This window comes from Herbaspirillum sp. BH-1, from assembly GCF_002870055.1.
Taxonomy (GTDB): domain Bacteria; phylum Pseudomonadota; class Gammaproteobacteria; order Burkholderiales; family Burkholderiaceae_D; genus Herbaspirillum; species Herbaspirillum frisingense.
The window spans coordinates 30,620-52,641 of the sequence record NZ_PKOI01000017.1; the positions used below are offsets into that span (position 1 = coordinate 30,620).

Genomic DNA, 22,022 nt, shown 5'->3' on the forward strand with positions numbered 1-22,022 from the left:
AAAGTATCAATCTGCCCGGAGTTGTTACGGCAGCCGGATGCAGTGCTGCGCCCGCCCCGATGCCGGCGCGGCGCACACCCGCACCAGGAAACAACTGGAAACACAACATTACAGTCTTAAAGAAGAGCGGCTCCTACAGTGGCTTCACGGCGCGACCACAGCGACGCGCTGCATCCACCGCCATGCTGTCCATTACAGGAGTCCATGATGAAAACCACAACAAGTCGCATCGCCTTCGCCCTTGTCACCACCCTCTCCGCCCTGGGCGCCGCCCTGGCCGCCGGCCCCGCCGCCCAGGCGCAGGTGGTGGGCGTGGATGTGCGCATCGGCACGCCACCACCGGCCCCGCGCTATGAAGTCGCCCCGCCGCCCCGCCATGGCTATGCCTGGGCACCGGGCTACTGGGCCTGGAACGGTCACCGCCACGTCTGGGTGGGTGGCCACTGGGAACGCGTGCGTCGCGGTTATGCGCGCTACGAGCCGGCCCACTGGCAACAAGGCCCGGGCGGCGGCTGGCACTTCATTCCGGGTCACTGGGCGCGTTGATCGCGTCGAACGCACCGGCTGACACGCCCGCGAAACGAGCCGGGTCCAGCGCCGCCACCAGATCACGCGGCAGCGGCAAGGGCTCGCGCTCGATCATCGACGCCAGCAGTTCCGCCATCAGCGGTGCCCAGATCAGGCCCCGCGACGCATAGCCCAGCACACCGTAGAGCCCCGGGTCCTGCCCCGGCAGTGCTCCCACCAGCGGCAGCCGGTCGGGCGCGATACAGCGCTGACCGACCCGCCCGCCCAGATCGGGATCGGCGGCATCCGGCAACCCCGGCTGCCCATGGTGCTGGTCGATCTGCGGCAGCATGTGACGCAGACGGTCGAGATTGTCGGCATGACTGTCGACCCGCAAGACGGGATCGTCGAAGCGGTCGTAGCTGGCACCCATGCAGACTTGCCCGGCATAGGGCCGGGTCAGGTAGCCGTCACCGCACAGGGCGTACGGCAGGTCGGGAAATCCTTGCGCCGGCAGATGCGTGACCTGGCCGCGCACCGCGTTCAGTGGCAGGTCGGCTGCCTGGATCAGCGCCCTGGCCTGTGCACCGGCGGCCAGGATCACCACCGGCGCCTGGGCGATCACGCTGCCGTCTGCGGCCTGCGCCTGCCACTGCCTGTTCTCGTCCTTGCGCTGCAGGCGCGCCACAGCGCGACTGAAGTGGGTGGCAAGCTGTCCATATGAGCCGGCCTGCGCCAGCAGGCGGCGGCAGACCGAAGGCGGATGCAACCAGCCCGCTTCCGGAAAGAAATAGCCCCCGCCCATGGTCGGCATGCCCAGTGCGGCGGCGGTGTCGTCGGCCGACATCCAGCGCGCATAACGGGCGGGATACTGCCATTGCTGCGCCCCCTGTTCGAAGGACCAGGCCTGCTTGGCATCGCGCCCGAACTGCAGGATGCCGCAGCATTCGCCGGTGATGGCCGCACCCTCCTCCAAGCCCACGCCCCCCAGTGCCTGCCAGCGTTGCGCTGCGAACAGGAAGGCCGCACGCGTCAGGCGCGCCAGCGGACTGTCGTCGCGTGCCAACGCGGGCATGAAGAGACCGCCGTGATTGCCGGAAGCACGCGTGGCCACGTCCGGCCCGGCATCCACCAGATCGATGCGCCAGCCACGTGCGGCCAGACGTTCGGCGATGGCCGTGCCGGCCAGGCCGGCGCCGATCACCAGGGCATGGCGGGACTGGCGCGGGTGACGCTGCAAAGGTGTATCGCTGCTCGCCACATGCGAAGCCGGACGCGCCCAGGTCGGCGCGTAGCGCAAGGTCAACGCGCCGTCCCGAAGTGGGCCACGCGGGTGAGCGGTAAAACCGACCTGGCGCATCGCCGCCGTCAAGGCCGCAGCCGCCGCCTCCTCGATTCCCCACACCATGGCCTGGGCGCCGGTCCACGCCAGGCGCGCCAGCCGTTTGCAGGCATGTGCATGCCAGGGCGGCGCAGCGGCGTCGAAGCGCTGCGGATCGGCATGCAGGTAGAACAGATCGACTGGCGCCTCCAGCCGCGCCAGCTCTTCTTCCAGTGCGCCCCAGATCAGTGTCAGCACCACCCTGCCCTGGTCCAGCAGCAGCCGGTGCGTGCCTGGCAGCGGCAAGGGCCAGGCTTCGCGCAAGGCCTGTGCATAAGTCAAATCTGAATGGAGGGCGTCCGCCGTCGGCGGGTGCGGCAGGATGGCGATGTAATGCAGGCGCTGCACTGGCCCCTGCGCCCACTGTCGCGCGAAGGTATGCCAGGTGGCGAAAAAAGCATGGCCCAGACCGAAATGCAGGTCCAGCACCACGGCCGTGGACTGCTCGCTCAGGCAGTCAGGGATCGCCACCGGGCCGGGCGCAGATTGCGCGGCGTCGGCACGCCAGGCGGCCAGCAATTCCGGGGAGGCAGGTTGGAGGGGGCAGGCAGGCATTCTCGGGGCATCCAGGGGCGGAATCGATCAAGGCCGCCATTCTACGCCGCCCGCCTGCGCAGACCTTGCGCCTTGACAAAGCCCACCGCTCTCCATAATCTGCATACAGAACACAGAAAAAGCGAACCTACACGCAATGCTCAAGATTGCCGCCCCCGCCCAGCTCATCGAACAGGTCTACCACGCCATCCTGGATGCCATCTGCACCGGCACGCTGGCGCCCAATAGCAAGATCACGCAGGAAGGCCTGGCCGAACAGTTGGGCGTGTCGCGCCAGCCCATCCTGCAGGCGTTCCAGATCCTGCGGCGTGAGGGCTTCATCACTGATGCCGGTCGCAAGGGGGTGATGGTGACCGCCCTGGATCCGCAGCGGCTGCTGCAGCTCTACCAGGTGCGTGCGGTCCTGGACGGCCTGGCCGCACGCGACTGTGCCGCGCACTGCAAGCAGGATGCGGCCCGCCGCACCGCCACGGCCAGCGAGGGCCTGGCCCTGATCGCGGCGGCCCGCGCCCTGCCGGACATGGACGACCTGTCGGCGCGCATCCGGGCCGACATGGACTTCCACCAGTTCCTCTATCGCAGCAGCGGCAATCCCGTCATCGCCGAGACCACCTCCCTGCACTGGCAGCACATCCGCCGCGCCATGGGTGCCATCCTGGCCGGAGATGTGCGCTCGCACCAGATGGTGTGGGACGAGCATGAGGCGATCCTGCAGGCCGTGCTGGAGGGCAAGCCGGCGCTGGCCGACAAGCTGGCGCGCGAGCATGCCGAAGGCGCGGCCGAACACCTGGCGCGGGCGCTGGATGGCGCACAACAAACAGAACAAAGAGAACAGACAGGCCAGGCCGGCCGGCAGGCCTGACCGCTTCACCCTCACCTTCATTCGCTCGCAGCACGGCTGCGCCCAGCCATGCTTGCCATCTTCAATATCGTCTTTCCGATCTTTTCACTGATCTTCCTGGGCTGGATCTGCCGTCGCCGCAACATCCTGTCGGCCGGTGCGGCCAGCGAGCTGAACCGCTTCGTGATCTGGCTGGCGCTGCCGGCCCTGCTGTTCGATTCCATGTCGCGACTGACAGCGGCCGACTTCGCCAACCTGCGCTTCATCGGCGTCTTCGCGGCGGGCGTGGCACTGGTGTTCCTGCTGACCGCCTGGCTGCGTCTGCGGCAGAAGGCGGCGGCGGCCGACGTCATCATCGACAGCCTGGGCAGCTCCTACGCCAATGTCGGTTTCATCGGGATTCCCCTGTGCTACCTGGCCTTCGGCCGGGATGGCCTGCCGCCCTCGGTGATCGCAATGATGATGACAGCCTGCCTGCTCTTCGCGGTGGCCATCGTGTTGCTGGAGACCTGTCTGCATGCCCAGGCCGGGCTGGGGCAGACGGTGCTCAAGGTGGGGCGCTCGCTGCTGCGCAATCCCATCATGATCGCGCCGGTGGCGGGGATTGCAGTGGCCCTGAGCGGGGCCACCATCCCCAGCGGGGTGCAGCAGTTGTTCAAGATTCTGGGGGGCGCGGCCAGCCCCTGTGCGCTGGTGTCGCTGGGGCTGTTCCTGGCGCAGCCGGTACAGCGTGGCGAGAGTGCGCCGGTGTGGCTGCTGGTGGCCTTCAAGCTGCTGCTGCAACCGGCGGTGACGGCCGTGCTGGCCTACTGGATCTTGCCCCTGCCCCGGGTGTGGGCTGACAGTGCGGTCTTGCTGGCGGCCATGCCGATCGGCACCGGGCCGTTCATGCTGGCCGAGCTGTATCAGCGGGAAGTGACGGCCATGTCGCGCGCCATCCTGATCTCCACCACGCTCTCGCTGCCGACCATCGCCGTGATCCTGGCCTGGATCGCACACCACTGAAGGTGATACGCAGTAGCGGCCACGGCAGCGCGGGCGCGCTTACAGCATGACCCGTTCCTCGCGCAGGATCTGCTCGAACTTGTCGGCCGGCACCGGCGGGCTGAACAGGTAACCCTGGATCTCGTCGCAACCGTAGTGGCGCAGGTAATCCAGCTGCTCGTCGGTTTCCACGCCTTCGGCGATCACGCGCAGCTTCAGGTGGCGTGCCAGCGAAATGATGGATGCGGTGATGGCGGCATCGTCGGCGTCGATGGTGATGTCGCGCACGAAGGAGCGGTCGATCTTGAGTACGTCGATGGGGAAGCGTTTCAGGTAGGCCAGCGAGGAATAGCCGGTGCCGAAGTCGTCGATGGACAGGCGCACGCCGAGCTTCTTCAACCCCGCCAGGATGCCGATGGCGTGCTCGACATCGGTCATCATCAGGCTCTCGGTCAGTTCCAGTTCCAGCGAGGCCGGCGGCAGGCCGGTGTCTTCCAGCACGTCGGCAATGGAGGAGACCAGGTCCTTCTGCAGGAACTGGCCCACCGAGAGGTTGACCGAGACGCTGATGTCTTCATGCCCCTTCAACTGCCACTGGCGGCACTGCACGCAGGCAGTGCGCAAAACCCAGGCGCCGATGGGCAGGATCAGGCCGGTCTCCTCGGCCAGGCCGATGAAGCGAGCCGGCGAGACCATGCCCAGTTGCGGATGCTGCCAGCGGATCAATGCCTCGCTGCCGATCACGCGGCCGCTGGCCAGGTCCACCTTGGGCTGGTAATGCAGCAGGAATTCGCCGTGGTCCAGCGCATTGCGCAGGTCGCCTTCGATGCGCAGGCGTTCCAGCGCCTGCTCGTTCATCGCCGGGGTATAGAACTGGAAATTGTTGCGACCGGTCTGCTTGCCGCGATACATGGCGATATCGGCGTGCTTGATCAGGGTCTCGCCATCGGTGCCGTCGTTGGGATAGCAGGCCACGCCGATGCTGCAGGTCATGAAGAGGGTATGCCCGCCCAGCGTCACCGGTGCCGCCACCGCATCCATGATGCGTTGCAGGCTGCGCGTATCCAGTGACAGCTCATCCTGCTCCGGCAGGATCATGATGAATTCGTCACCCCCCAGGCGCGCCACGGTATCGGCTTCGCGCACCGCCGCGCGCAGTCGCCCGGCCACCGTGCGCAGCAGGGTATCGCCGGCCTTGTGGCCGAGGGTGTCGTTGACGAACTTGAAGCGGTCCAGGTCGACGAACACCACCCACAGGGCCTGCTTCTGTCGCTCGGCCACGCCGATGGCCTGTTCCAGATGGTGCCGCAGCATGTGGCGGTTGATCAGGCCGGTGAGCGTATCGCGACTGGCCTGGAATTCCAGTTCGGCTTCATAGCGCTTCATCGAGGTGATGTCGTAGAGCGCCGCCACGAAGTGGGTGACCTCGCCGCTCTCGTCGCGCACCGGGGCGATGTAGAAGTCGTTCCACAGCTCCGAACCGTCCTTGTGATAGTTGCGCAGGACCACGTTGTGCTCGCGCTGCTCGCGCATGGCGATCCAGACGGTCTCGAAACCTTCGGGATCGCTGTCGCGTCCCTCCAGGAAGCGGATGCTCTTGCCCACCGCCTCGGCGCTGCTGTAGCCGGTGATGCGGGCAAACGCCGGGTTGACGTATTCGATGGTGTAGTCGGGCTGTTGGGCCGACAGGATCAGGATGGCATTGGCACTGGCCTCGATGGCCTGATGGCGCAGGCGCAATGCGCGCTCGGCCAGCCGGCGTGCCTTGATGTCGTCCGACAGCAGGGCGTTGGTGGTGCGCAGCTCGGCGGTCTTGTCTTCCACCAGTTGCTGCACCCGGTGCGAGCGCATCGACAGAGCGCGCATGTAGGCCGCGCCCAGCAGCGAGGCGATCACCCCCACCAGCAGGATCAGCAGCGAACCGTAATGGTCGGCGAAGACCGAGCGCGGGGGGATGCTGATCTCCATGTGCCAGGTCTGGCCGGCGATGTCGAAACGGGTGACGGTGCTGGAAGGATGGCGAAACAGGGTACCGGGCTTGAGCAGCTGGTCCAGCCAGTGCGTCTCCCGCGGTGCGCTGTCATGGCGATACACCAGGTTGCCCGGCTCGGCCTCCCGGCCGACGTAGATGCGCAGGCCGATCTCGTGATCCGAGGTCAGGCCGGCACCGTCGAGGATCTTCTGCACCAGGCCATTGAGTTCCAGCACCGCCGTGGTATCGCCCACCAGCAGGGCGCGCCGCGCCGCGTGGTCGGTGGGCTGCACACCGCCCCGGTAGACCGGCTGGATCACCAGCAGGCCGCGCTCGTCCGGGCCGGACTGGGCCAGCTGGAGCGGCAGCGTCGAGGCCGGCCGGCCGCTGACCAGGGCCGCATCCAGGGCATGCCGGATGGCGGCGTTGCCGGAAACGTCCAAGCCCAGCGCGGCTTCATTGCCGGCGGTCGGTTCGACATAATCCACCACCAGATAGGAAGCCTGTTGCGGCGCGCTTTGCAGACGGCCATCCTGCAGGGCGGTGATTTCGAATCCCGGCTTGGCCCCCTGGCGTAGAGCCTCGAAGACCGGCCGGTCTTCGTCGGACACGAAACGCTGCACGCTGAAGGCGCGCACGTAGGGATAGCGCTCCAGCAGCGGGCGGGTGAAGCTCTCGAACTGCTCGCGGCTGGGGTCTCCCACGGTGGCATAGAAGTGATTCACCACCGACTGCACCTGGACCGCCTCTTCCAGCCCGCGCTGGATGGTAAAGGCGCGCAGACCGGCCCGGCGCTCGAAGTCCAGGTTGACGGCATCCTCTTCCAGGTGGCTGGTGGCGACGAAGACCGTCACGGTGGCGCACAAACCCAGCATCAGCGTGAGCGATGCCGACAACGTTGCCCCCAGCTTGTTGATCACACGCTGCATAAATGAATCGTTATATCTTTAGTGAGCCCGATCATAATCCGGACTATCCCTCGTTATCGGCCGTAGCGGATTTATTTTTAATCGGCACACTCCCGGCGGGCGCGGATCCCATCGCCAGGTCGTTTTCATGTTTCCCCACGGGAACATGCGGCCGCCTGCGCGGCCGGTCCTGCTCAGTAGGCGGCCGGTGCCGCATTGCGCTTCTGCTGCGCCTCGCGCGCCTCCCGCTCGATCTGCTGGGCCTGCATGAAGGCGTCGAAGGAGCGCTCGATGGTGGCGCGCTCGACGTCGCGGGTGATGAAGACGATGCGGCTGCGGCGATCCTCGGAAGGCCACTGCGGCAAGGTGGCAGTCGGATGGAAGATGTGCTGCACGCCATGGATCACGGTCGGCAGTTCCTCGCCCTTGAGGTTGAGGATGCCCTTGATGCGCAGGATGTTGGGCCCCTTGAAGCCCACCAGCAAGCTCAGCCATTCATCGAAGAGCACCGGGTCGATCGGTTCGTCGAAGGTAAAGCAGAAGGCACGGATATGGTCGTCGTGACGGTTCACGTCGTGGGCGTGATCATGCTCGTGATGCGCGTGTGCATGCGCGTGGCCGTGATCATCATGTCCATGGTCATGATGACCGTGGTGATGGTGGTCATGCCCGTGATGGTGATGCTGGGCCGCTTTCTCGGCGAAGGCTTCCTCGTTGAGCCAGCGCGCCACGTCGGGCATCTTCTCGCCCGGCTTGAACAGGCCCGCATCCAGCAGCTCGCCTGCCGCGATCTGGCCCACCTGCGGCTGCAACTGGCGCGCACCGGGGTTCAGCGTACGCAGGCGCGCCTGCAGCGCCGACAGCGTGGCAGCGTCGGCCAGGTCAGTCTTGGTCAGCAGCAGGCGGTCGGCGACCGCCGCCTGTTGCACGGCTTCCGGATGATTGTCCAGGGTCGACATGCCATTGACCGCATCGACCGTGACGATCACGCCATCGAGACGATAGCGCTCCGAAATGAAGGGGTCCGTCATCAGCGTGTGCAGGATGGGCGTGGGCGAGGCCAGGCCGGTGGTCTCGATGACCACCCGGTTGAACTTGCGCTGGCCGCCTTCGGCGAAGCGCCAGCTGATGTCCTTGAGCGTCTTCTTGAGATCGCCACGGATGGTGCAGCACAGGCAGCCGCTGCTCATCTCGACGATGGTTTCTTCCTGGCTGTGCGCCACCAGCAGATGATCCAGCCCGATCTCGCCGAACTCGTTGATGATGACCAGCGTGTCCTTCATTTCCGGCTGGGTGATCAGGTGATTCAACAGCGTGGTCTTGCCGCTGCCCAGGAAACCGGTGAGCAGGGAAACGGGAATCGGCGCAGCGCCGGCGGGTACGGATGGGTTCATGTTGTAAAGACGGGATGAGAATGGACAGTCCAGTCACCATGCTAACCGATGCGTCAAGGGGGCAGGCCGGAACGGGCAAAAAAAAGACGGACCGTATCGGCCCGTCTGGTGTTGTGCGATTCCCTCGCGCAGCTTACCCGTGCAGTTCACTCATTGTCGTGCGCATCCAGCGGCACCTTCTCCGGCTGCGGCTGGGCCTCGCCCTTGCCCAGGCCCGGCAGCAGGTGCCCCAGCTTGCGCGCCTTGGTCCCCAGGTAGCCGATGTTGAAGGGATTGTGGTTGGCGATCAGGGCAATGCGCTCGGCCACGGTGATGCCGCTCTCTTCCAGCGCCTTCACCTTGCGCGGGTTGTTGGTCATCAGGCGCAGGCTGGTGATCTTCAGGTGGGCCAGCATGGGCAAGACGATGGTGTAGCGCCGCATGTCCGCCGGGAAGCCCAGGCGTTCATTGGCTTCCACGGTATCGGCGCCCTGGTCCTGCAGGTGGTAGGCGCGGATCTTGTTCAACAGGCCGATGCCGCGGCCTTCCTGGCGCAGGTAGAACAGCACGCCCCGGCCTTCCTTGGCGATCTTCTTCAGGGCGGCCTCCAGCTGGGCGCCGCAGTCGCAGCGCTGGGAGAACAAGGCGTCGCCGGTGAGGCACTCGGAATGCACGCGGCCCAGCACCGGCACGCCGTTGCCGACATCGCCCAGGGTCAGGGCCAGATGTTCCTTGCCGGAAACTTCATCGTAGAAGGCGTGCAGCTCGAAGGTGGCCCAGGGCATGGGCAACTTGCACGAACTGACGAAGACCAGTTTTTCTTCCGGCGCGGCGGCGGCCGGGGCGATGGATGAGGACATGACAACCTGCTTTCGAATCGAATGCTCAGAACCGCGTATCTTACCTTGCGGCCGGGTTTCTTTCAGCGCCTCGCCTGCGGCGGTGAAGGCAATTGTCCAATTCGTGCAGGGAATTTGAACAGGCTGCGGCCAACCGGCCAGGTCCGGCTAGCCGGGCGCGGGAAGCAGATCGAGATACAGGCTCAACGAGCGCTGCACGCTCTCGGCGACCAGCGCGGTGATGTCATCATGATCACCACTGACGCAGGCCTCATCGAGAGCATCGTAATAGGCCAGGCGGTCTTCCTTGCGGATCACGGCCGGCGGGTAGCCTGCCTTCATCAGTTCCAGGTTCAGCAGCAATCGGCCGGTACGACCGTTGCCATCCACAAAGGGATGGATCTTCACGAAGCGCGTATGCAGCTGCGCCGCCCGCTCGACCGCATGCAGCTTGCCTGCCTGGCGATACCAGTCCAGCAGCGCCGCCATTTCATCGTTGAGGTGCAGGAAATCCGGCGGCGTGGTGCTGGCACCGGCGATCACCACGTTTTCACGGCGGTAGCGGCCGGCCTCATCGGCATCGATACCCTTCAGGACCAGGCTATGGAGGTCCTTGATATGCGACTCGCTCAAGGCTTCATTGCCGGCGACGATCTGTTCCACCAGCAGGATGGCATCGCGGTGATTGATGGCCTCGAAGTGTTCGCGCAGGGACTTGCCGCCGACGGTGATGCCTTCCAGCACCACCTTGGTCTCGCGCAGGGTCAGCGTATTGCCTTCGATGGCGTTGGAGTGATAGGTCCACTCCAGCATCAATTTGTCGCGCAGGGAGGCGACCGTGTGAGGGGGTAATGGCCGGGCGGCGTCCAGCCTCGCCCGGTCGGCATCGATGCGGTCGAACCTGACTGGGGGCGGCATCTGGCTGCCTCGGCTCGGACCCGGGCTTACACCAGCCCGTGTGCCTGCTGGTCGGCGTGATAGCTGGAACGCACCATGGCGCCCACGGCGGCGTGCACGAAGCCCATCTTGTAGGCCTCTTCCTCGTACATCTTGAAGGTGTCGGGGTGCACGTAGCGGCGTACCGGCAGGTGGTCGCCGCTGGGCATGAGGTACTGGCCGATGGTGAGCATGTCGACGTTGTGGGCGCGCATGTCGCGCATGACCTGCAGCACTTCCTCGTCGGTCTCGCCCAGGCCGACCATGATGCCGGACTTGGTCGGCACTTCCGGATGCAGGTCCTTGAAGCGCTTCAACAGGCTCAGCGAATACTCGTAGTCGGAACCGGGGCGGGCTTCCTTGTACAGGCGCGGCGCGGTTTCCAGGTTGTGGTTCATCACGTCCGGCGGGGCCATCTTGAGGATTTCCAGGGCGCGGTCCATGCGGCCACGGAAGTCCGGGGTCAGGATCTCGATGCGGGTCTCGGGCGATAACTCGCGTACACGCTGGATGCAGGCCGCGAAGTGGGCGGCACCGCCGTCACGCAGGTCGTCGCGGTCCACGCTGGTGATGACCACGTAGGACAGGCGCAGCTGGGCGATGGTCTTGGCCAGGTTTTCCGGCTCGTTGGGGTCCAGCGGGTCGGGACGACCGTGGCCGACGTCGCAGAACGGGCAGCGGCGGGTGCACTTGTCACCCATGATCATGAAGGTCGCCGTGCCCTTGCCGAAGCATTCGCCGATGTTGGGGCAGGAGGCTTCCTCACAGACCGTCACCAGGTTGTTGGCGCGCAGGATGTCCTTGATCTCGTAGAAGCGCGTGGTCGGCGAGCCGGCCTTGACGCGAATCCAGTCCGGCTTCTTCAGCTTTTCGGCGGCCACCACCTTGATGGGAATCCAGGCCGTCTTGCCGGCGCCCTTCTGCTTGTCCAGCGGGTTCACGCGGGCCGCACCGGCGGCATTGGCATTGGAGGAGGAATCTGCTGCGGGAGTGATTTCGGTCGTCATGTCGGTCGTTCCGGCCCCGGGCGCGCTCAGCGCGTGAGGCTCAAGCCATGCCCGCGAAGCGGGCGATCAGTTGGTCGGCAAGCAAGTCCTGGACATCGGCCAGGCGGGCCTGTCCGGCCCCCAGGGTCTGCATGTCCACGGTGGCCAGGCCTTCGTAGCCACAGGGGTTGATCCAGGAAAACGGTGCCAGGTCCATGGCCACGTTGAGCGATACCCCGTGGTAGGTGCAGCCGTTGCCCCGTATCTTCAAGCCCAGCGCGGCCACCTTGGCGCCCTGCCAGGGGCCGTCGGCGGCGTAGATGCCGGGCGCCCCTTCCTTGCGTACACCGGCGAGATTATACGCCGCCAGCGTGGCGATCACCGCCTCTTCGATGTTGTGCACGAATTCCCGGGCGAACAGGCGCGCCCCGCTGCGATTGCGGCGCAGGTCCATCAGGAGGTAGATGACCACCTGTCCGGGACCGTGGTAGGTGACCTCGCCTCCCCGGTCGGTCTGCACCACCGGGATGTCGTGCGGGTTCAACACATGGGCGCGGTCGGCGCCCAGGCCCAGGGTATAGACAGGGGGATGTTCGACGATCCAGAGCTGGTCGGGGCTGTCGGCGGTACGCGCATCGGTGTAGGCGCGCATGGCGGCGAAGCTGGTCTCGTAGGACTCGACGCCGCGCCGTACGAGCTCTGGACGGCGGGCCGTGGCGGCGGGCGTGATGCTGGCGCTGGCGGGGGGTAGTGCGGTTTGCATGCCCGCCAGTGTAGCGAAATTCGGACAGGGCCGTGTCAGAACCAGCGGATCAGTCCGTGCGGCAACAACTTGCTGATACGTACCGTATCGCCACCCTCGGCGCCGGACAGCAAGGGCGCCTGCGGGGCGATGGCAGAACCTGCGCCGGACAGCCAGCCGCGCCAGCCCGCCCGACGCAGGGGCGACACCGTGAACTCGGCCGCGCCGTGCACCGCTTCGAGTATGGCCAGCCCGCGCCCGTGGTAGTCAAAGCAACGTCCGGCCGCGAGCCAGATGTCCTGCCGGCAGCCGGCAATGGTCAGCCACACCAGGCCGCTGGTGACGCGGATGCGCACCCCACCGCGCAGGCGGCGGGTCTGCGTCTGTCCTTCCAGAAGCCGTTCCGGAATTGTCTGATCTGCGAATGAAATTGCCATGTCGGGTACTCCCTTGCGAAAATCCAGGCAAGCCGCGTCCCTGCCGCGCTGCCCGATCGGGTGCGGCTTTCAGAGGGAAAATGCCTGGAGTGATGGTGAATGAGTCACCATTGTAGGAAAACCCTGCAGCACAACAAAACGATATATATTGCGTTTCTTTGCGAATGGAATTCACAAGGAGCCCACCATGGCCGATCTCCGGAAACTGCCCAACCTGCCCGCCCTGCGTGGCTTCGACGCGGCCGCCCGCCACGAATGCTTCTCGCGCGCGGCCGAGGAGGTGCATGTCACCCCCAGCGCCATCAGCCACCAGGTGCGCGCGCTGGAAGCAGACCTGGGCCTGCAGCTCTTCAAACGCCACGGCAAGCGTATCGCCATCACCGAGACCGGCCAGCGTCTCGCCGCCACCATCCGCAAGTCGCTCGGCGAAATCGCCCAGGCCGCCGAACACCTGCGCAGCCTGAACCGCCAGCAGCGCCTGGTGATCTCGGTCACGCCCTCGTTCGCGTCACGCTGGCTGGCGCCGCGCCTGTGGAAGTTCATCGATGTCCATCCGGAGATCGAGGTGGTGCTGCAATCGGGCAGCCATCTGGCCGACCTGCGTCTGGACGGGGTGGATGTGGGCATCCGCTTCGGTCGCGGAAAGTACAGCGGCGTGGTCACCGAAAAGCTCAGCGACGATTACTACTACCCGGTGGCCGCGCCCGGCTATCGCGGCAACGGTGGTCGTAGCCGCAAGCTCACGCGCCCGGCCGACCTGGCCCATTGCACCCTGTTGCGCATGGATACCCGCGAGTCCTGGCAACCCTGGCTGACCCTGGCCGGGCTGGATCTGCCGGAACCCAGCGGCACGCTGGTGGTGGAAGACTCCTCACTGACCCTGCGCCATGCCGTCGAGGGCAAGGGCGTGGCGCTGTCGCGACACACCATCGCCTCGCAGGAAATCGCCAGTGGCACGCTGGTGCGCCTGTTCGATGTAGCGCTGCTGTGCGAGGAAGCGCATTACCTGGTGCACCTGCCGGAGGGGATGGAAAAGCCCGGCGTGGTGGCCTTCCGCCGATGGATCTTCGAGGAGATGCAACGCTTCCAGGCCATCCCCGGCTGGCCGGGCGATGTGCCGAAAACGCCAGCCCGCAAAAAAGCGAAAAGCCCATGAAAAAACCGGCGCATCCCGAAGGACTGCGCCGGTCTTTGCCGACCTTGCGACACCGCGAACCGGATCAGAGCACGAACTTGACCATCTCGTGGGTGGACAGCGCGCGATAGATGTTGTCGAGCTGGGTGCGGCTGGTCGCGCGCACGGTCAGCGTCAGCGACAGATACTTGCCCTGGGTGGACGGCCGCATCTCGACCTTGCCCGCATGAAACTCGGGATCGTGCTCGATGACCATGGCGACGATGGTTTCGGCGAAATCGTCATGGGTGATCCCGACCACCTTGATGGGGAAGTCGCTGGGATATTCGATCAGGGATTCTTCAGGGGAAATAGTGGGCATAGTCATGGCAAACCGCCTTGGCGTTGTCCGCTTCGGCGCTCCTGGTTTCAATGCTCCCAGATGGGGATGAACCGGCGCGCTTCAAGCGGAGGGTCAGGTGAATACGGGTGGGGGATGCCTGCATTCTACGCCATGCCGGCGACCCGACGTGCAGAAAACGTCAGGGTCGCCATTGACCACATTGCCGACACGCTTACAGACGGGCCTTGGCTGCCTGGTAGGCCGCATAGACCTTGCCGAACACCGGACCCGGACGTCCGCTACCCACCGGCTGGCCGTCCAGCTTGACCACCGGCAGCACTTCCTTGCTGGCCGAGGAAATGATGAGCTCGTCGGCGGCCAGCACTTCCTCGCGGGTGATGCGACGCGACTGCAGCACGATGCCCTCTTCGGCGCACAGCTCTTCCATCAGGCCATAGCGGATGCCTTCCAGGATCAGGTTGTCCTTGGGCGGCGCCGATATCTGGCCATCCTTGACCACCCACACATTGGAGGACGACGCCTCCGACAGGAAACCATCACGGAACTGGATCGCCTCGGTCACTTCATTCTCGGCGGCGAACTGGGCGGCCAGCACATTGCCCAGCAGCGAGGTCGACTTGATCTGGCAGTTGAGCCAGCGGCGATCTTCCATGGTCACGCAGGCCACACCCTGCTCGATGGCCGAAGCTGGCGGCAGCGCCATGGGGTTGGTCATGATCAGTACCGTCGGCACCACTTCCTTGGGGAAGGCGTGGGCGCGCTTGGCCACACCCCGGGTGACCTGCAGGTAGATCATCTGGTCGTCCAGACCGTTGGCCTGCACGACCTGGTCGATCAGGGCGTTCCAGCCGGCCTCGTCATGCGGATTGGGAATACCGATGCTGTCCAGGCTGCGGAACAGGCGCGCCAGGTGCTGGCGACCACGGAAGGCCTTGCGGCGATACATGGGGATCACCTCGTAGATGCCATCGCCGAAGATGAAACCGCGATCCAGCACCGGGACGCGGGCTTCGGACAGCGGCGTGAGTTCGCCATTGAGATAGACGATGGGATCGTTCATGGTGGGCTTTCCAGTAATCATGGGTGAGCGGGTGGATGCGGCGAACCGTGCCGCGATGAATCCATTCTGTCACGCCCTCTCTGCCGAGCTTATGCAAAAACGGTATGGTCGTACCAACCGGTGAGGTCACGACGCGATGGGCTGCATCTGTACCCGATGCCCCGCGCCCTCTCCCTCGCCCGCTGCCGCCGGCACGAACTTCCAGCGCACGTCGTGGAAACGTGCCAGCGTCTCGCGGTGCGCGATGCTGATCACGGTCACGCCCGGCAGCTCGCGCGGCAAGGCGGCATAGAGCACCTCTTCGGTCTCGCCATCCATGGCGCTGCTGGCTTCATCCAGGAACACGATGCGCGGACGATTCAGAAACACCCGCACGAAGGCCAGCCGCTGCTGCTCACCCGGCGACAGTGCCTGGCTCCAGTTGGCCGCCACATCCAGCCGGTCGGCCAGGTGCGACAGCCGGCACAGGGCCAGGTAACGGGTGATGAGGGCATCTTCGAAACTGCCTTCGGCCGCCGGATAGGAGAGCGCGGCCCGCAGGCTGCCGATGGGCAGGTAGCTGCGCTGGGGCAGGAACATCACCGGCGCATCCTGCGGCAGGCCGACCTGGCCATGACCATAGGGCCAGACATCGGCCATGGCGCGGATCAGCGTGGACTTGCCACATCCCGAGGGGCCGCTGATGAGCACGTGCTCGCCCGACTCCACCCGGGCATCGAGACTGCGCATCATCGGCGCACCATCCGGGAAGGACAGCTGCAGACCCGACACCGTCACCGCACTGCCCGCATGCGGTGTGACCTCGATGGTGCGCGCCATGCCGGCCGCGCGCTCCACATCGGCATGAAAGCCCGCCAGCCGGTTGATACTGGCCTTCCAGCTGGCCAGCGTGGTGAAGGCATTGATGAACCATGACAGCGCATCCTGCACCTGGCCGAAGGCATCGCTGATCTGCATCAGTACACCCAGCGAGATGGCGCCCGAGAAGTAGCGCGGCGCCGACACCAGCATGGGGAAGATCACGGCGAACTGGCCATAGAAATTGACGGCCACATTGAGCTTCTTGGTCAGCCGCATGATGTCCCACCAGTTGCGGCGGATATCGTCCAGGCGTGCCGTGAGCTGCGTGCGTTCCTGCGCCTCGCCGCGGTACAGGGCCACCGCCTCCGCATGCTCGCGCACGCGGATCAGGCCGAAACGGAAGTTGGCCTCGAAGCGCTCCTGGTTGAAGCTCAGTCCCACCAGCGGACGACCGATCCACCACACCAGCCCGGACCCGACGGCGGCATAGGCGATGACGAACCAGACCATGTAACCGGGAATGACCCAGCTGTGACCACCGGCCGAAAAACTCAGCGGGCCACTGACCGACCACAGGATATGGATGAAGGAAAACAGGGTGACGCTGCTGGAGATGAACCCGAGCACCAGCGACAGCGTGTCGGAGGTCAGTGCATGCAGGTCCTCGGCGATGCGCTGGTCGGGGTTGTCCGAGAGCCGCCCCTCCTGCCCCTGCTCGATGCGGTAATAGGCGCGATGCGCGAGCCACTGGTCGAGATAGCGGGTGCTCATCCAGTAGCGCCAGCGGATCTGCAGCGCCTGCTTCAGGTAGACGCTATAGATGGCGATGGCCACGAAGACGAAGGCCAGGCCCGAGAACTGCCACAGCAGCGATTTGAACTGCGGATAGTCGCGCGATTGCAGCACGTTGTACATGTCGCGGTTCCACGAGTTCAGGCGCACGTTGATGTAGACCATGCCCAGGTTCAGGGCAATGATGGACAGCAGCAGCGCCCAGGCCTTCCACTTTTCTTCGGACACCCAGAATGGCCGGATGAGCCGCCATATCTGAGCGCGGGTGGCACGGTTGGCGAGATGGCCGGGATCGGCCGGTGGTGTGGAAGCGACTGCAGGGGACGGGTGTTCGGTCATGTCGTGGTCCTGGCGGTTGTTTTGCTGCCCAGCTTGCCGCAGAAGACTTAACGCAGGCTTAAGCACCCTCTCCCCGCCCATCCCGCGGGACTGCGCAGAGGCTATCGCTTCCATCGGAAGATTCAATCCAGGGCCGTGGCGATTGCCGCTAGACTGCCCTCTTCGCACCATGTTGCCGGTCATCAATGCCGTGTCCGAGGGTGGACTAATACCATCGTCTGGTAGGCGCCTGCGGGCTGACCCGCAATAATCAGCAACATCGGCAACATCGGTCACAAGTCACTGTCGCGTCACCAGTCCATCATTCCAGGGAGCCTGTCATGCATCCACTTACCCCCAAGCGCCGCTCACTGAGCGTCGCCGCCCAATTGTCACTGAGCTTTGCGCTGGTACTGGCGATGATGCTGGTGCTGACCGTGGTCAGCATTACCAAGGTCAATGCCATCGAAGGCAGCCTGGCGCGGGTCAGCGAAGACAACAACGTCAAGCAGCGCTACGCCATCAACTTCCGCGGCAGCGTGCATGACCGCGCCATCGCCCTGCGCGACCTGACCCTGGTGGGCGATGCCGAGGTCAAGGACGTGATGGCGCTGATCGACAAGCTCGACGCCGATTACCAGCAGTCGGCCAAGCCGCTCGATGCGGTCTTCGCCAGCATGAGCGTGCGTCCCGACGAGCGCGCCAGCCTGGAACGCATCAAGGCCGTGGAAGTCCGCGCCATGCCGCTGGCTGCCAAGGCCATCGCGGCACGCAAGGCGGGTGACATCGACGCTGCGCGCCAGTTGATGCTGGGCCAGGTCAAGCCGGCCTTTGTCGAATGGCTGGCCGCGATCAACCAGTTCATCGACCTGGAAGAAGGCATGAGCCAGGCTGAATCAGCCAAGGCCCGCAGCACCGCACGCGGCTTCCAGGCCTTCATGCTGATCCTGCTCAGCGCCGCGCTGGTGGCCGGAGTGGTGCTGGCCACGCTGATCACCCGCTCCATCCGTGGCGCACTGGGCGCCGAGCCGGACGAGGTCAAGCACGTGGCGCTGGCCGTGGACCGTGGCGAGCTGTACCACGAGGTGACGCTGCGCCATGCCGGCAATGCGCGTCGCCAGAGCATCATGGAAGCCCTGGCCGAAATGAGCGGCAACCTGCGCAACACCGTCAGCGAAGTGCGCGATGCCGCCGCCGGTGTGGCCACCATCAGCGCCCAGATCGCCGCCGGCAACAGTGACCTCTCGGCCCGCACCGAAGACCAGGCCGCCTCGCTGGAAGAAACCGCCTCGGCCATGGAACAGCTGACCGCGACCGTCAAGCAGAACGACGGCCATGCCCGCGAAGCCAACCAGCTGGCGCGCAATGCCTCCGACATCGCCAAGCAGGGTGGCGCGATCGTCGAAGAGGTGGTCGATACCATGGCCGCCATCAACACCTCGTCGCGCAAGATCGTGGACATCATCGGGGTGATCGACGGCATCGCCTTCCAGACCAATATCCTGGCCTTGAATGCCGCAGTGGAAGCGGCCCGCGCCGGTGAACAGGGCCGTGGTTTCGCCGTGGTCGCCACCGAGGTGCGCAGCCTGGCCCAACGCAGCGCGGCGGCCGCCAAGGAAGTCAAGCAACTGATCGACGCCTCGGTCAACAACGTCGAAGCCGGGACCCGCCTGGTGGAACGGGCCGGCGAGACCATGGAACAGATCGTGGCCAGCGTGCAGCAGGTCACCGATGTGATGGGCGAGATTTCCACCGCCAGCCATGAGCAGAGCGTGGGCATCGAGGAAGTCAACAAGGCCATTGCCCTGATGGATCAGGTGACCCAGCACAATGCCGCGCTGGTGGAACAGGCCAGCGCCGCCGTGGCCACGCTGCAGGAGCAGGCGGTGAACCTGAACCAGGCGGTGGGCGTCTTCCAGCTGGAAGCACCGGACGCGCTGGTGGCGGCACCGGTAGCGGGGGTGGCCCCGGCAAGGACAGCGCAAACCGCACCGCTGTTGCGTACCGTACAGGTCCCGCTGCAAGTGGCACCAGCACTGGCGATGGAAAAACTGGCGGCGTGATGCTCAAGTGAAGTGCTCTGGTGATCAGGTGGCCTCGGTCCGGGCCACCTGCTCTTCCCCTCGCGAGCGGGCAGGCGCTGCTGGCGCTACTCCCTGCGCACCACCCTCCCCCTCACAACTCCCCCAGGAAATCCTCCACGAACGCGCGCATGCGTGCCTGCCGTGCGCTGGCCATGGCCGCTCCGCTGGCGGTCTGGAAGCCCTCCTGCAAGCGCAATAGCTTGGCCGGGAAATGGTCCAGCGCGAAGCGACGATCCTCCAGTACCCGCCCGTGCGCCTGTGGGTCCAGCGGTTCATAGAGCGCCGACCCCATCCGCCCCGCCACATAGAAGCAACGAGCCACGCCAATGGCGCCGATGGCGTCCAGCCGGTCGGCATCCTGCACGATCTTCGCCTCCAGCGACTGCGGCGTGATCTGCGCCGAGTAGCTGTGGGCCTGCACGGCATGGGCTACGCGGTCGGCGTCTTGCGCGGTCCACCCCAGCGCGTCCAGGATTTCCCGCGCGCGTTGCGCCGAGAGCGTCGAGGCCTGGGCGCGCAGGGGCGAATCCTTCTCCACCCGCACGCAGTCATGCAAGAGCACGGCGGCCAGCAGGATGCGCAGGTCACCGCCCTCCTCCTGCTGGAGGCGACGTGCATTGTTCCAGACCCGCAGCAGGTGCGAGAGATCATGCGAACCATCAGCGGCGTCGTCGAGGACATGGGGCAACAACGATAGGGCCAACTGCTCCTGTGGCAGGAAGGCGACGGCGGCTTGAGAGAGATTCATGGCTGCAACAGATGAATAGATGGCAATTCATCAGTATCGCCGATCAGGGAACTTCAAGCGCCGGCCACCATTCCGATTTTCCGACAAGTGTTTTTGTCTTGTCCGATACACCTGGGCCCCACGCCTATGAGATGATGCGGCTTCCATGGCGTCCACCCTATCGCGGGCCAGCCCCGGATCACGATAGCGGCCCTGCTGCCGCAACGATCCGCCAGCCACGCATGAAGCCGCGCCGCAGGCCAACCTGGCCTGTCCTGCGTCCGCCGCAGTATCGCCGTCGCCCGCCGCCCCCTTTTTGGAGTTTGTTGCATGTTCAGCTGGTTCGAAAAACTGGTCCATCCCTACCCGGAAACACATCCCCTGCCGCCGCCACGCGGCTTCATGCGCTTCATCTGGTTCTGTACCCGGGGCGTACGCCCCTACATCGCCGCCATGACGCTGATGACGGCCATCATCGGTGTATTCGAGGCACTGCTGTTTGCGGCGCTGGGCCGCATCGTCGACTGGCTGGCCAAGGTCGAGCCGGCGCACCTGTGGGCGCAAGAAGGGCATACGCTGCTGTGGCTGTTGCTGATCCTGGCCGCCAGTCCGCTGCTGATCGCCCTGCAGACCATGTTCAAGCACCAGACCCTGGCCGGCAACTTCCCCATGCTGCTGCGCTGGAATTTCCATCGCCTCATGCTCAGCCAGAGCATGAGCTTCTACCAGAACGAATTCGCCGGCCGGGTCGCCACCAAGGTCATGCAAAGCGCGCTGGCGGTGCGTGACTTCTGCATGATCGTGGGCGACATCCTGGTCTTCATCACCATCTATTTCGCGACCCTGATCGGCGTGGTCGGCAGCTTCGACATGTGGATGCTGGCACCCTTCTTCGTCTGGCTGGCGACCTTCGCGGTGGCGCTGCGCTATTTCGTGCCACGCCTGTCGGCGGTGGCACGCAGCCAGGCCGATGCGCGTTCGCTGATGACCGGTCGCATCACGGATGCCTATACCAACATCGCCACCGTCAAGCTGTTCTCGCATGCCGGCCGCGAGGCTGATTATGCCCGCAGCGCGATGCGCGAATTCCTGTCGACGGTCAATCGCCAGATGCGGCTGGTGTCCGGTTTCGAGGTGGTCAACCACATCCTGAACATGATCCTCATCATCGGAGCCAGCGGGGTATCGCTGTACCTGTGGACCCAAGGCAAGGTGGGCATCGGTGCGGTGGCCGCCAGCACCGCCATGGCGCTGCGCCTGAACGGCATCGCCCACTGGGTGATGTGGGAAATGTCGGCCCTGTTCGAGCACGTCGGCACGGTGCAGGACGGTATCAATACGCTGGCGCTGGCGCATGACGTCAAGGATGCGCCGGATGCCAAGCCGCTGAAGGTCACGCAGGGCGAACTGCGCTTCGAAGGCGTGAGCTTCAGCTATGGTGGCGCGGCGCCACGTCCGGTGGTGGACCGCCTGGACCTGGTGATCAAACCCGGCGAAAAGATCGGCCTGGTCGGCCGCTCCGGTGCCGGCAAGTCGACCATCGTCAACCTGCTGCTGCGCTTCTACGATATCGAGGGCGGTCGCATCACCATCGATGGCCAGGACATCGCCCACGTCACCCAGGACAGCCTGCGCGCGCAGATCGGCATGGTCACCCAGGACACCTCCCTGCTGCATCGTTCGGTGCGCGAGAACGTGATCTATGGCCGCCCCGACGCCAGCGATGCCGAGATGGTCCACGCCGCCGAACAGGCCGAGGCGCATGATTTCATCGGCACCCTGGCCGACGCCAAGGGCCGCACCGGTTACGACGCCCATGTCGGCGAACGCGGCGTGAAGCTGTCCGGCGGCCAGCGCCAGCGCATCGCGATTGCCCGCGTGATGCTCAAGGACGCTCCCATCCTGTTGCTGGACGAGGCCACCAGCGCGCTCGATTCGGAAGTGGAAGCGGCCATCCAGACCAGCCTGTACAAGCTGATGGAAGGCAAGACCGTGGTCGCCATCGCGCACCGTCTGTCCACCATCGCGGCCATGGATCGCCTGATCGTGCTGGACCAGGGGCGCATTGTCGAGCAAGGCACGCATAGCCAGCTGCTGGCGGCCAACGGCTTGTATGCGCGGCTGTGGGCGCACCAGAGCGGTGGCTTCCTGGGCGAAGAGGAAGACGAAGCAGCAGCGGCCTGATACCGTCGCCGGATAAATGATTTATATCATTTACGCAAAGCCGGGCCGGAAATGAAAATGGGCACACTCTGTTGAGCGTGCCCATTTTTCTTTGTCTGACGAAGATCCGCATGATCA

The 22,022-nt window shown here is 65.2% G+C and carries 18 protein-coding genes; 6 read left to right on the forward strand and 12 right to left on the reverse strand.

Annotated elements, in window-relative coordinates; genetic code table 11:
- Positions 1-207: 207 nt before the first annotated feature.
- Entirely contained in the window at positions 208-546 is a 339-nt protein-coding gene (locus HBH1_RS19405; RefSeq protein ID WP_102664033.1) for a YXWGXW repeat-containing protein, read from the forward strand.
- Here HBH1_RS19405 and mnmC read toward each other — a convergent pair.
- Entirely contained in the window at positions 521-2,443 is a 1,923-nt protein-coding gene (gene mnmC, locus HBH1_RS19410) for an FAD-dependent 5-carboxymethylaminomethyl-2-thiouridine(34) oxidoreductase MnmC1 (protein ID WP_102664034.1), read from the reverse strand. The two genes, HBH1_RS19405 and mnmC, sit on opposite strands and share 26 nt — an antisense overlap.
- A gap of 136 nt (positions 2,444-2,579) precedes the next feature.
- Here mnmC and HBH1_RS19415 point away from each other — a divergent pair, with 136 nt between their 5' ends.
- Together HBH1_RS19415 and HBH1_RS19420 are read left to right on the forward strand one after the other, a co-directional pair.
- Positions 2,580-3,305, forward strand: coding sequence for a GntR family transcriptional regulator (locus tag HBH1_RS19415; protein WP_102664035.1), 726 nt, complete (start codon positions 2,580-2,582; stop codon positions 3,303-3,305).
- Between the two features lie 48 nt (positions 3,306-3,353).
- Complete coding sequence (locus tag HBH1_RS19420) at positions 3,354-4,289, forward strand: AEC family transporter (protein ID WP_102664036.1); 936 nt, start codon at positions 3,354-3,356, stop codon at positions 4,287-4,289.
- Between the two features lie 39 nt (positions 4,290-4,328).
- On the opposite strand, the gene HBH1_RS19425 is transcribed toward HBH1_RS19420, so the two are convergent.
- From HBH1_RS19425 to HBH1_RS19455, 7 genes are all read right to left on the reverse strand, one after another.
- Entirely contained in the window at positions 4,329-7,169 is a 2,841-nt protein-coding gene (locus HBH1_RS19425; RefSeq protein ID WP_102664037.1) for a bifunctional diguanylate cyclase/phosphodiesterase, read from the reverse strand.
- A gap of 173 nt (positions 7,170-7,342) precedes the next feature.
- A complete protein-coding gene (locus HBH1_RS19430) occupies positions 7,343-8,542 on the reverse strand; it encodes a CobW family GTP-binding protein (RefSeq protein ID WP_102664038.1) in 1,200 nt (399 codons plus the stop codon).
- 146 nt (positions 8,543-8,688) lie between these two features.
- The gene (gene ribA / locus HBH1_RS19435; RefSeq protein ID WP_006463413.1) at positions 8,689-9,381 is read right to left on the reverse strand and encodes a GTP cyclohydrolase II; all 693 of its coding nucleotides are present in this window, start codon (positions 9,379-9,381) and stop codon (positions 8,689-8,691) included.
- A gap of 147 nt (positions 9,382-9,528) precedes the next feature.
- The gene (locus HBH1_RS19440; RefSeq protein WP_102664039.1) at positions 9,529-10,278 is read right to left on the reverse strand and encodes a Fic family protein; all 750 of its coding nucleotides are present in this window, start codon (positions 10,276-10,278) and stop codon (positions 9,529-9,531) included.
- Between the two features lie 26 nt (positions 10,279-10,304).
- A complete protein-coding gene (gene lipA / locus HBH1_RS19445) occupies positions 10,305-11,303 on the reverse strand; it encodes a lipoyl synthase (protein WP_006463414.1) in 999 nt (332 codons plus the stop codon).
- 40 nt (positions 11,304-11,343) lie between these two features.
- Positions 11,344-12,045 (reverse strand): lipoyl(octanoyl) transferase LipB, encoded by a 702-nt coding sequence (gene lipB, locus HBH1_RS19450; RefSeq protein ID WP_102664040.1) that lies wholly within the window; start codon positions 12,043-12,045, stop codon positions 11,344-11,346.
- A 35-nt stretch (positions 12,046-12,080) separates the two neighbouring features.
- On the reverse strand, positions 12,081-12,461 hold the full coding sequence (locus HBH1_RS19455; protein ID WP_102664041.1) for a DUF2917 domain-containing protein: 381 nt from the start codon (positions 12,459-12,461) through the stop codon (positions 12,081-12,083).
- A gap of 187 nt (positions 12,462-12,648) precedes the next feature.
- Between HBH1_RS19455 and gcvA the strand changes: the two genes are divergently transcribed.
- Positions 12,649-13,617, forward strand: a complete 969-nt coding sequence (gene gcvA, locus HBH1_RS19460) for a transcriptional regulator GcvA (RefSeq protein WP_102664042.1) — start codon at positions 12,649-12,651, stop codon at positions 13,615-13,617.
- Positions 13,618-13,681: 64 nt separating this feature from the next.
- On the opposite strand, the gene HBH1_RS19465 is transcribed toward gcvA, so the two are convergent.
- The 3 genes from HBH1_RS19465 to HBH1_RS19475 all read right to left on the reverse strand — a co-directional run bounded on the left by HBH1_RS19465 (position 13,682) and on the right by HBH1_RS19475 (position 16,931).
- A complete protein-coding gene (locus HBH1_RS19465; RefSeq protein WP_039875317.1) occupies positions 13,682-13,963 on the reverse strand; it encodes an HP0495 family protein in 282 nt (93 codons plus the stop codon).
- Positions 13,964-14,150: 187 nt separating this feature from the next.
- Positions 14,151-14,999, reverse strand: coding sequence for a D-amino acid aminotransferase (locus HBH1_RS19470; RefSeq protein WP_102664043.1), 849 nt, complete (start codon positions 14,997-14,999; stop codon positions 14,151-14,153).
- A 126-nt stretch (positions 15,000-15,125) separates the two neighbouring features.
- Positions 15,126-16,931, reverse strand: a complete 1,806-nt coding sequence (locus HBH1_RS19475; protein WP_102664044.1) for an ABC transporter ATP-binding protein/permease — start codon at positions 16,929-16,931, stop codon at positions 15,126-15,128.
- Positions 16,932-17,251: 320 nt separating this feature from the next.
- On the opposite strand from HBH1_RS19475, the gene HBH1_RS19480 reads away from it, so the two are divergent.
- A complete protein-coding gene (locus HBH1_RS19480) occupies positions 17,252-18,973 on the forward strand; it encodes a methyl-accepting chemotaxis protein (RefSeq protein ID WP_102664045.1) in 1,722 nt (573 codons plus the stop codon).
- A 112-nt stretch (positions 18,974-19,085) separates the two neighbouring features.
- Here the strand turns inward: HBH1_RS19480 and HBH1_RS19485 are convergent, their stop codons facing one another.
- Positions 19,086-19,742, reverse strand: coding sequence for an HD domain-containing protein (locus tag HBH1_RS19485; protein WP_102664046.1), 657 nt, complete (start codon positions 19,740-19,742; stop codon positions 19,086-19,088).
- A gap of 309 nt (positions 19,743-20,051) precedes the next feature.
- On the opposite strand from HBH1_RS19485, the gene HBH1_RS19490 reads away from it, so the two are divergent.
- Entirely contained in the window at positions 20,052-21,905 is a 1,854-nt protein-coding gene (locus tag HBH1_RS19490) for an ABC transporter ATP-binding protein (RefSeq protein WP_102664047.1), read from the forward strand.
- Positions 21,906-22,022 lie beyond the last annotated feature (117 nt).

Bases quoted from the DNA above. Each gene is read 5' to 3' on its own strand.
- HBH1_RS19455 (WP_102664041.1), bottom strand. From the start codon at position 12,461: ATGGCAATTTCATTCGCAGATCAGACAATTCCGGAACGGCTTCTGGAA.
- gcvA (WP_102664042.1), top strand. From the start codon at position 12,649: ATGGCCGATCTCCGGAAACTGCCCAACCTGCCCGCCCTGCGTGGCTTC.
- HBH1_RS19470 (WP_102664043.1), bottom strand. From the start codon at position 14,999: ATGAACGATCCCATCGTCTATCTCAATGGCGAACTCACGCCGCTGTCC.
- HBH1_RS19425 (WP_102664037.1), bottom strand. From the start codon at position 7,169: ATGCAGCGTGTGATCAACAAGCTGGGGGCAACGTTGTCGGCATCGCTC.
- ribA (WP_006463413.1), bottom strand. From the start codon at position 9,381: ATGTCCTCATCCATCGCCCCGGCCGCCGCCGCGCCGGAAGAAAAACTG.
- HBH1_RS19405 (WP_102664033.1), top strand. From the start codon at position 208: ATGAAAACCACAACAAGTCGCATCGCCTTCGCCCTTGTCACCACCCTC.
- HBH1_RS19430 (WP_102664038.1), bottom strand. From the start codon at position 8,542: ATGAACCCATCCGTACCCGCCGGCGCTGCGCCGATTCCCGTTTCCCTG.
- HBH1_RS19490 (WP_102664047.1), top strand. From the start codon at position 20,052: ATGTTCAGCTGGTTCGAAAAACTGGTCCATCCCTACCCGGAAACACAT.
- mnmC (WP_102664034.1), bottom strand. From the start codon at position 2,443: ATGCCTGCCTGCCCCCTCCAACCTGCCTCCCCGGAATTGCTGGCCGCC.
- HBH1_RS19415 (WP_102664035.1), top strand. From the start codon at position 2,580: ATGCTCAAGATTGCCGCCCCCGCCCAGCTCATCGAACAGGTCTACCAC.
- HBH1_RS19440 (WP_102664039.1), bottom strand. From the start codon at position 10,278: ATGCCGCCCCCAGTCAGGTTCGACCGCATCGATGCCGACCGGGCGAGG.
- HBH1_RS19475 (WP_102664044.1), bottom strand. From the start codon at position 16,931: ATGACCGAACACCCGTCCCCTGCAGTCGCTTCCACACCACCGGCCGAT.
- HBH1_RS19480 (WP_102664045.1), top strand. From the start codon at position 17,252: ATGCATCCACTTACCCCCAAGCGCCGCTCACTGAGCGTCGCCGCCCAA.
- lipA (WP_006463414.1), bottom strand. From the start codon at position 11,303: ATGACGACCGAAATCACTCCCGCAGCAGATTCCTCCTCCAATGCCAAT.
- lipB (WP_102664040.1), bottom strand. From the start codon at position 12,045: ATGCAAACCGCACTACCCCCCGCCAGCGCCAGCATCACGCCCGCCGCC.
- HBH1_RS19420 (WP_102664036.1), top strand. From the start codon at position 3,354: ATGCTTGCCATCTTCAATATCGTCTTTCCGATCTTTTCACTGATCTTC.
- HBH1_RS19465 (WP_039875317.1), bottom strand. From the start codon at position 13,963: ATGACTATGCCCACTATTTCCCCTGAAGAATCCCTGATCGAATATCCC.
- HBH1_RS19485 (WP_102664046.1), bottom strand. From the start codon at position 19,742: ATGAATCTCTCTCAAGCCGCCGTCGCCTTCCTGCCACAGGAGCAGTTG.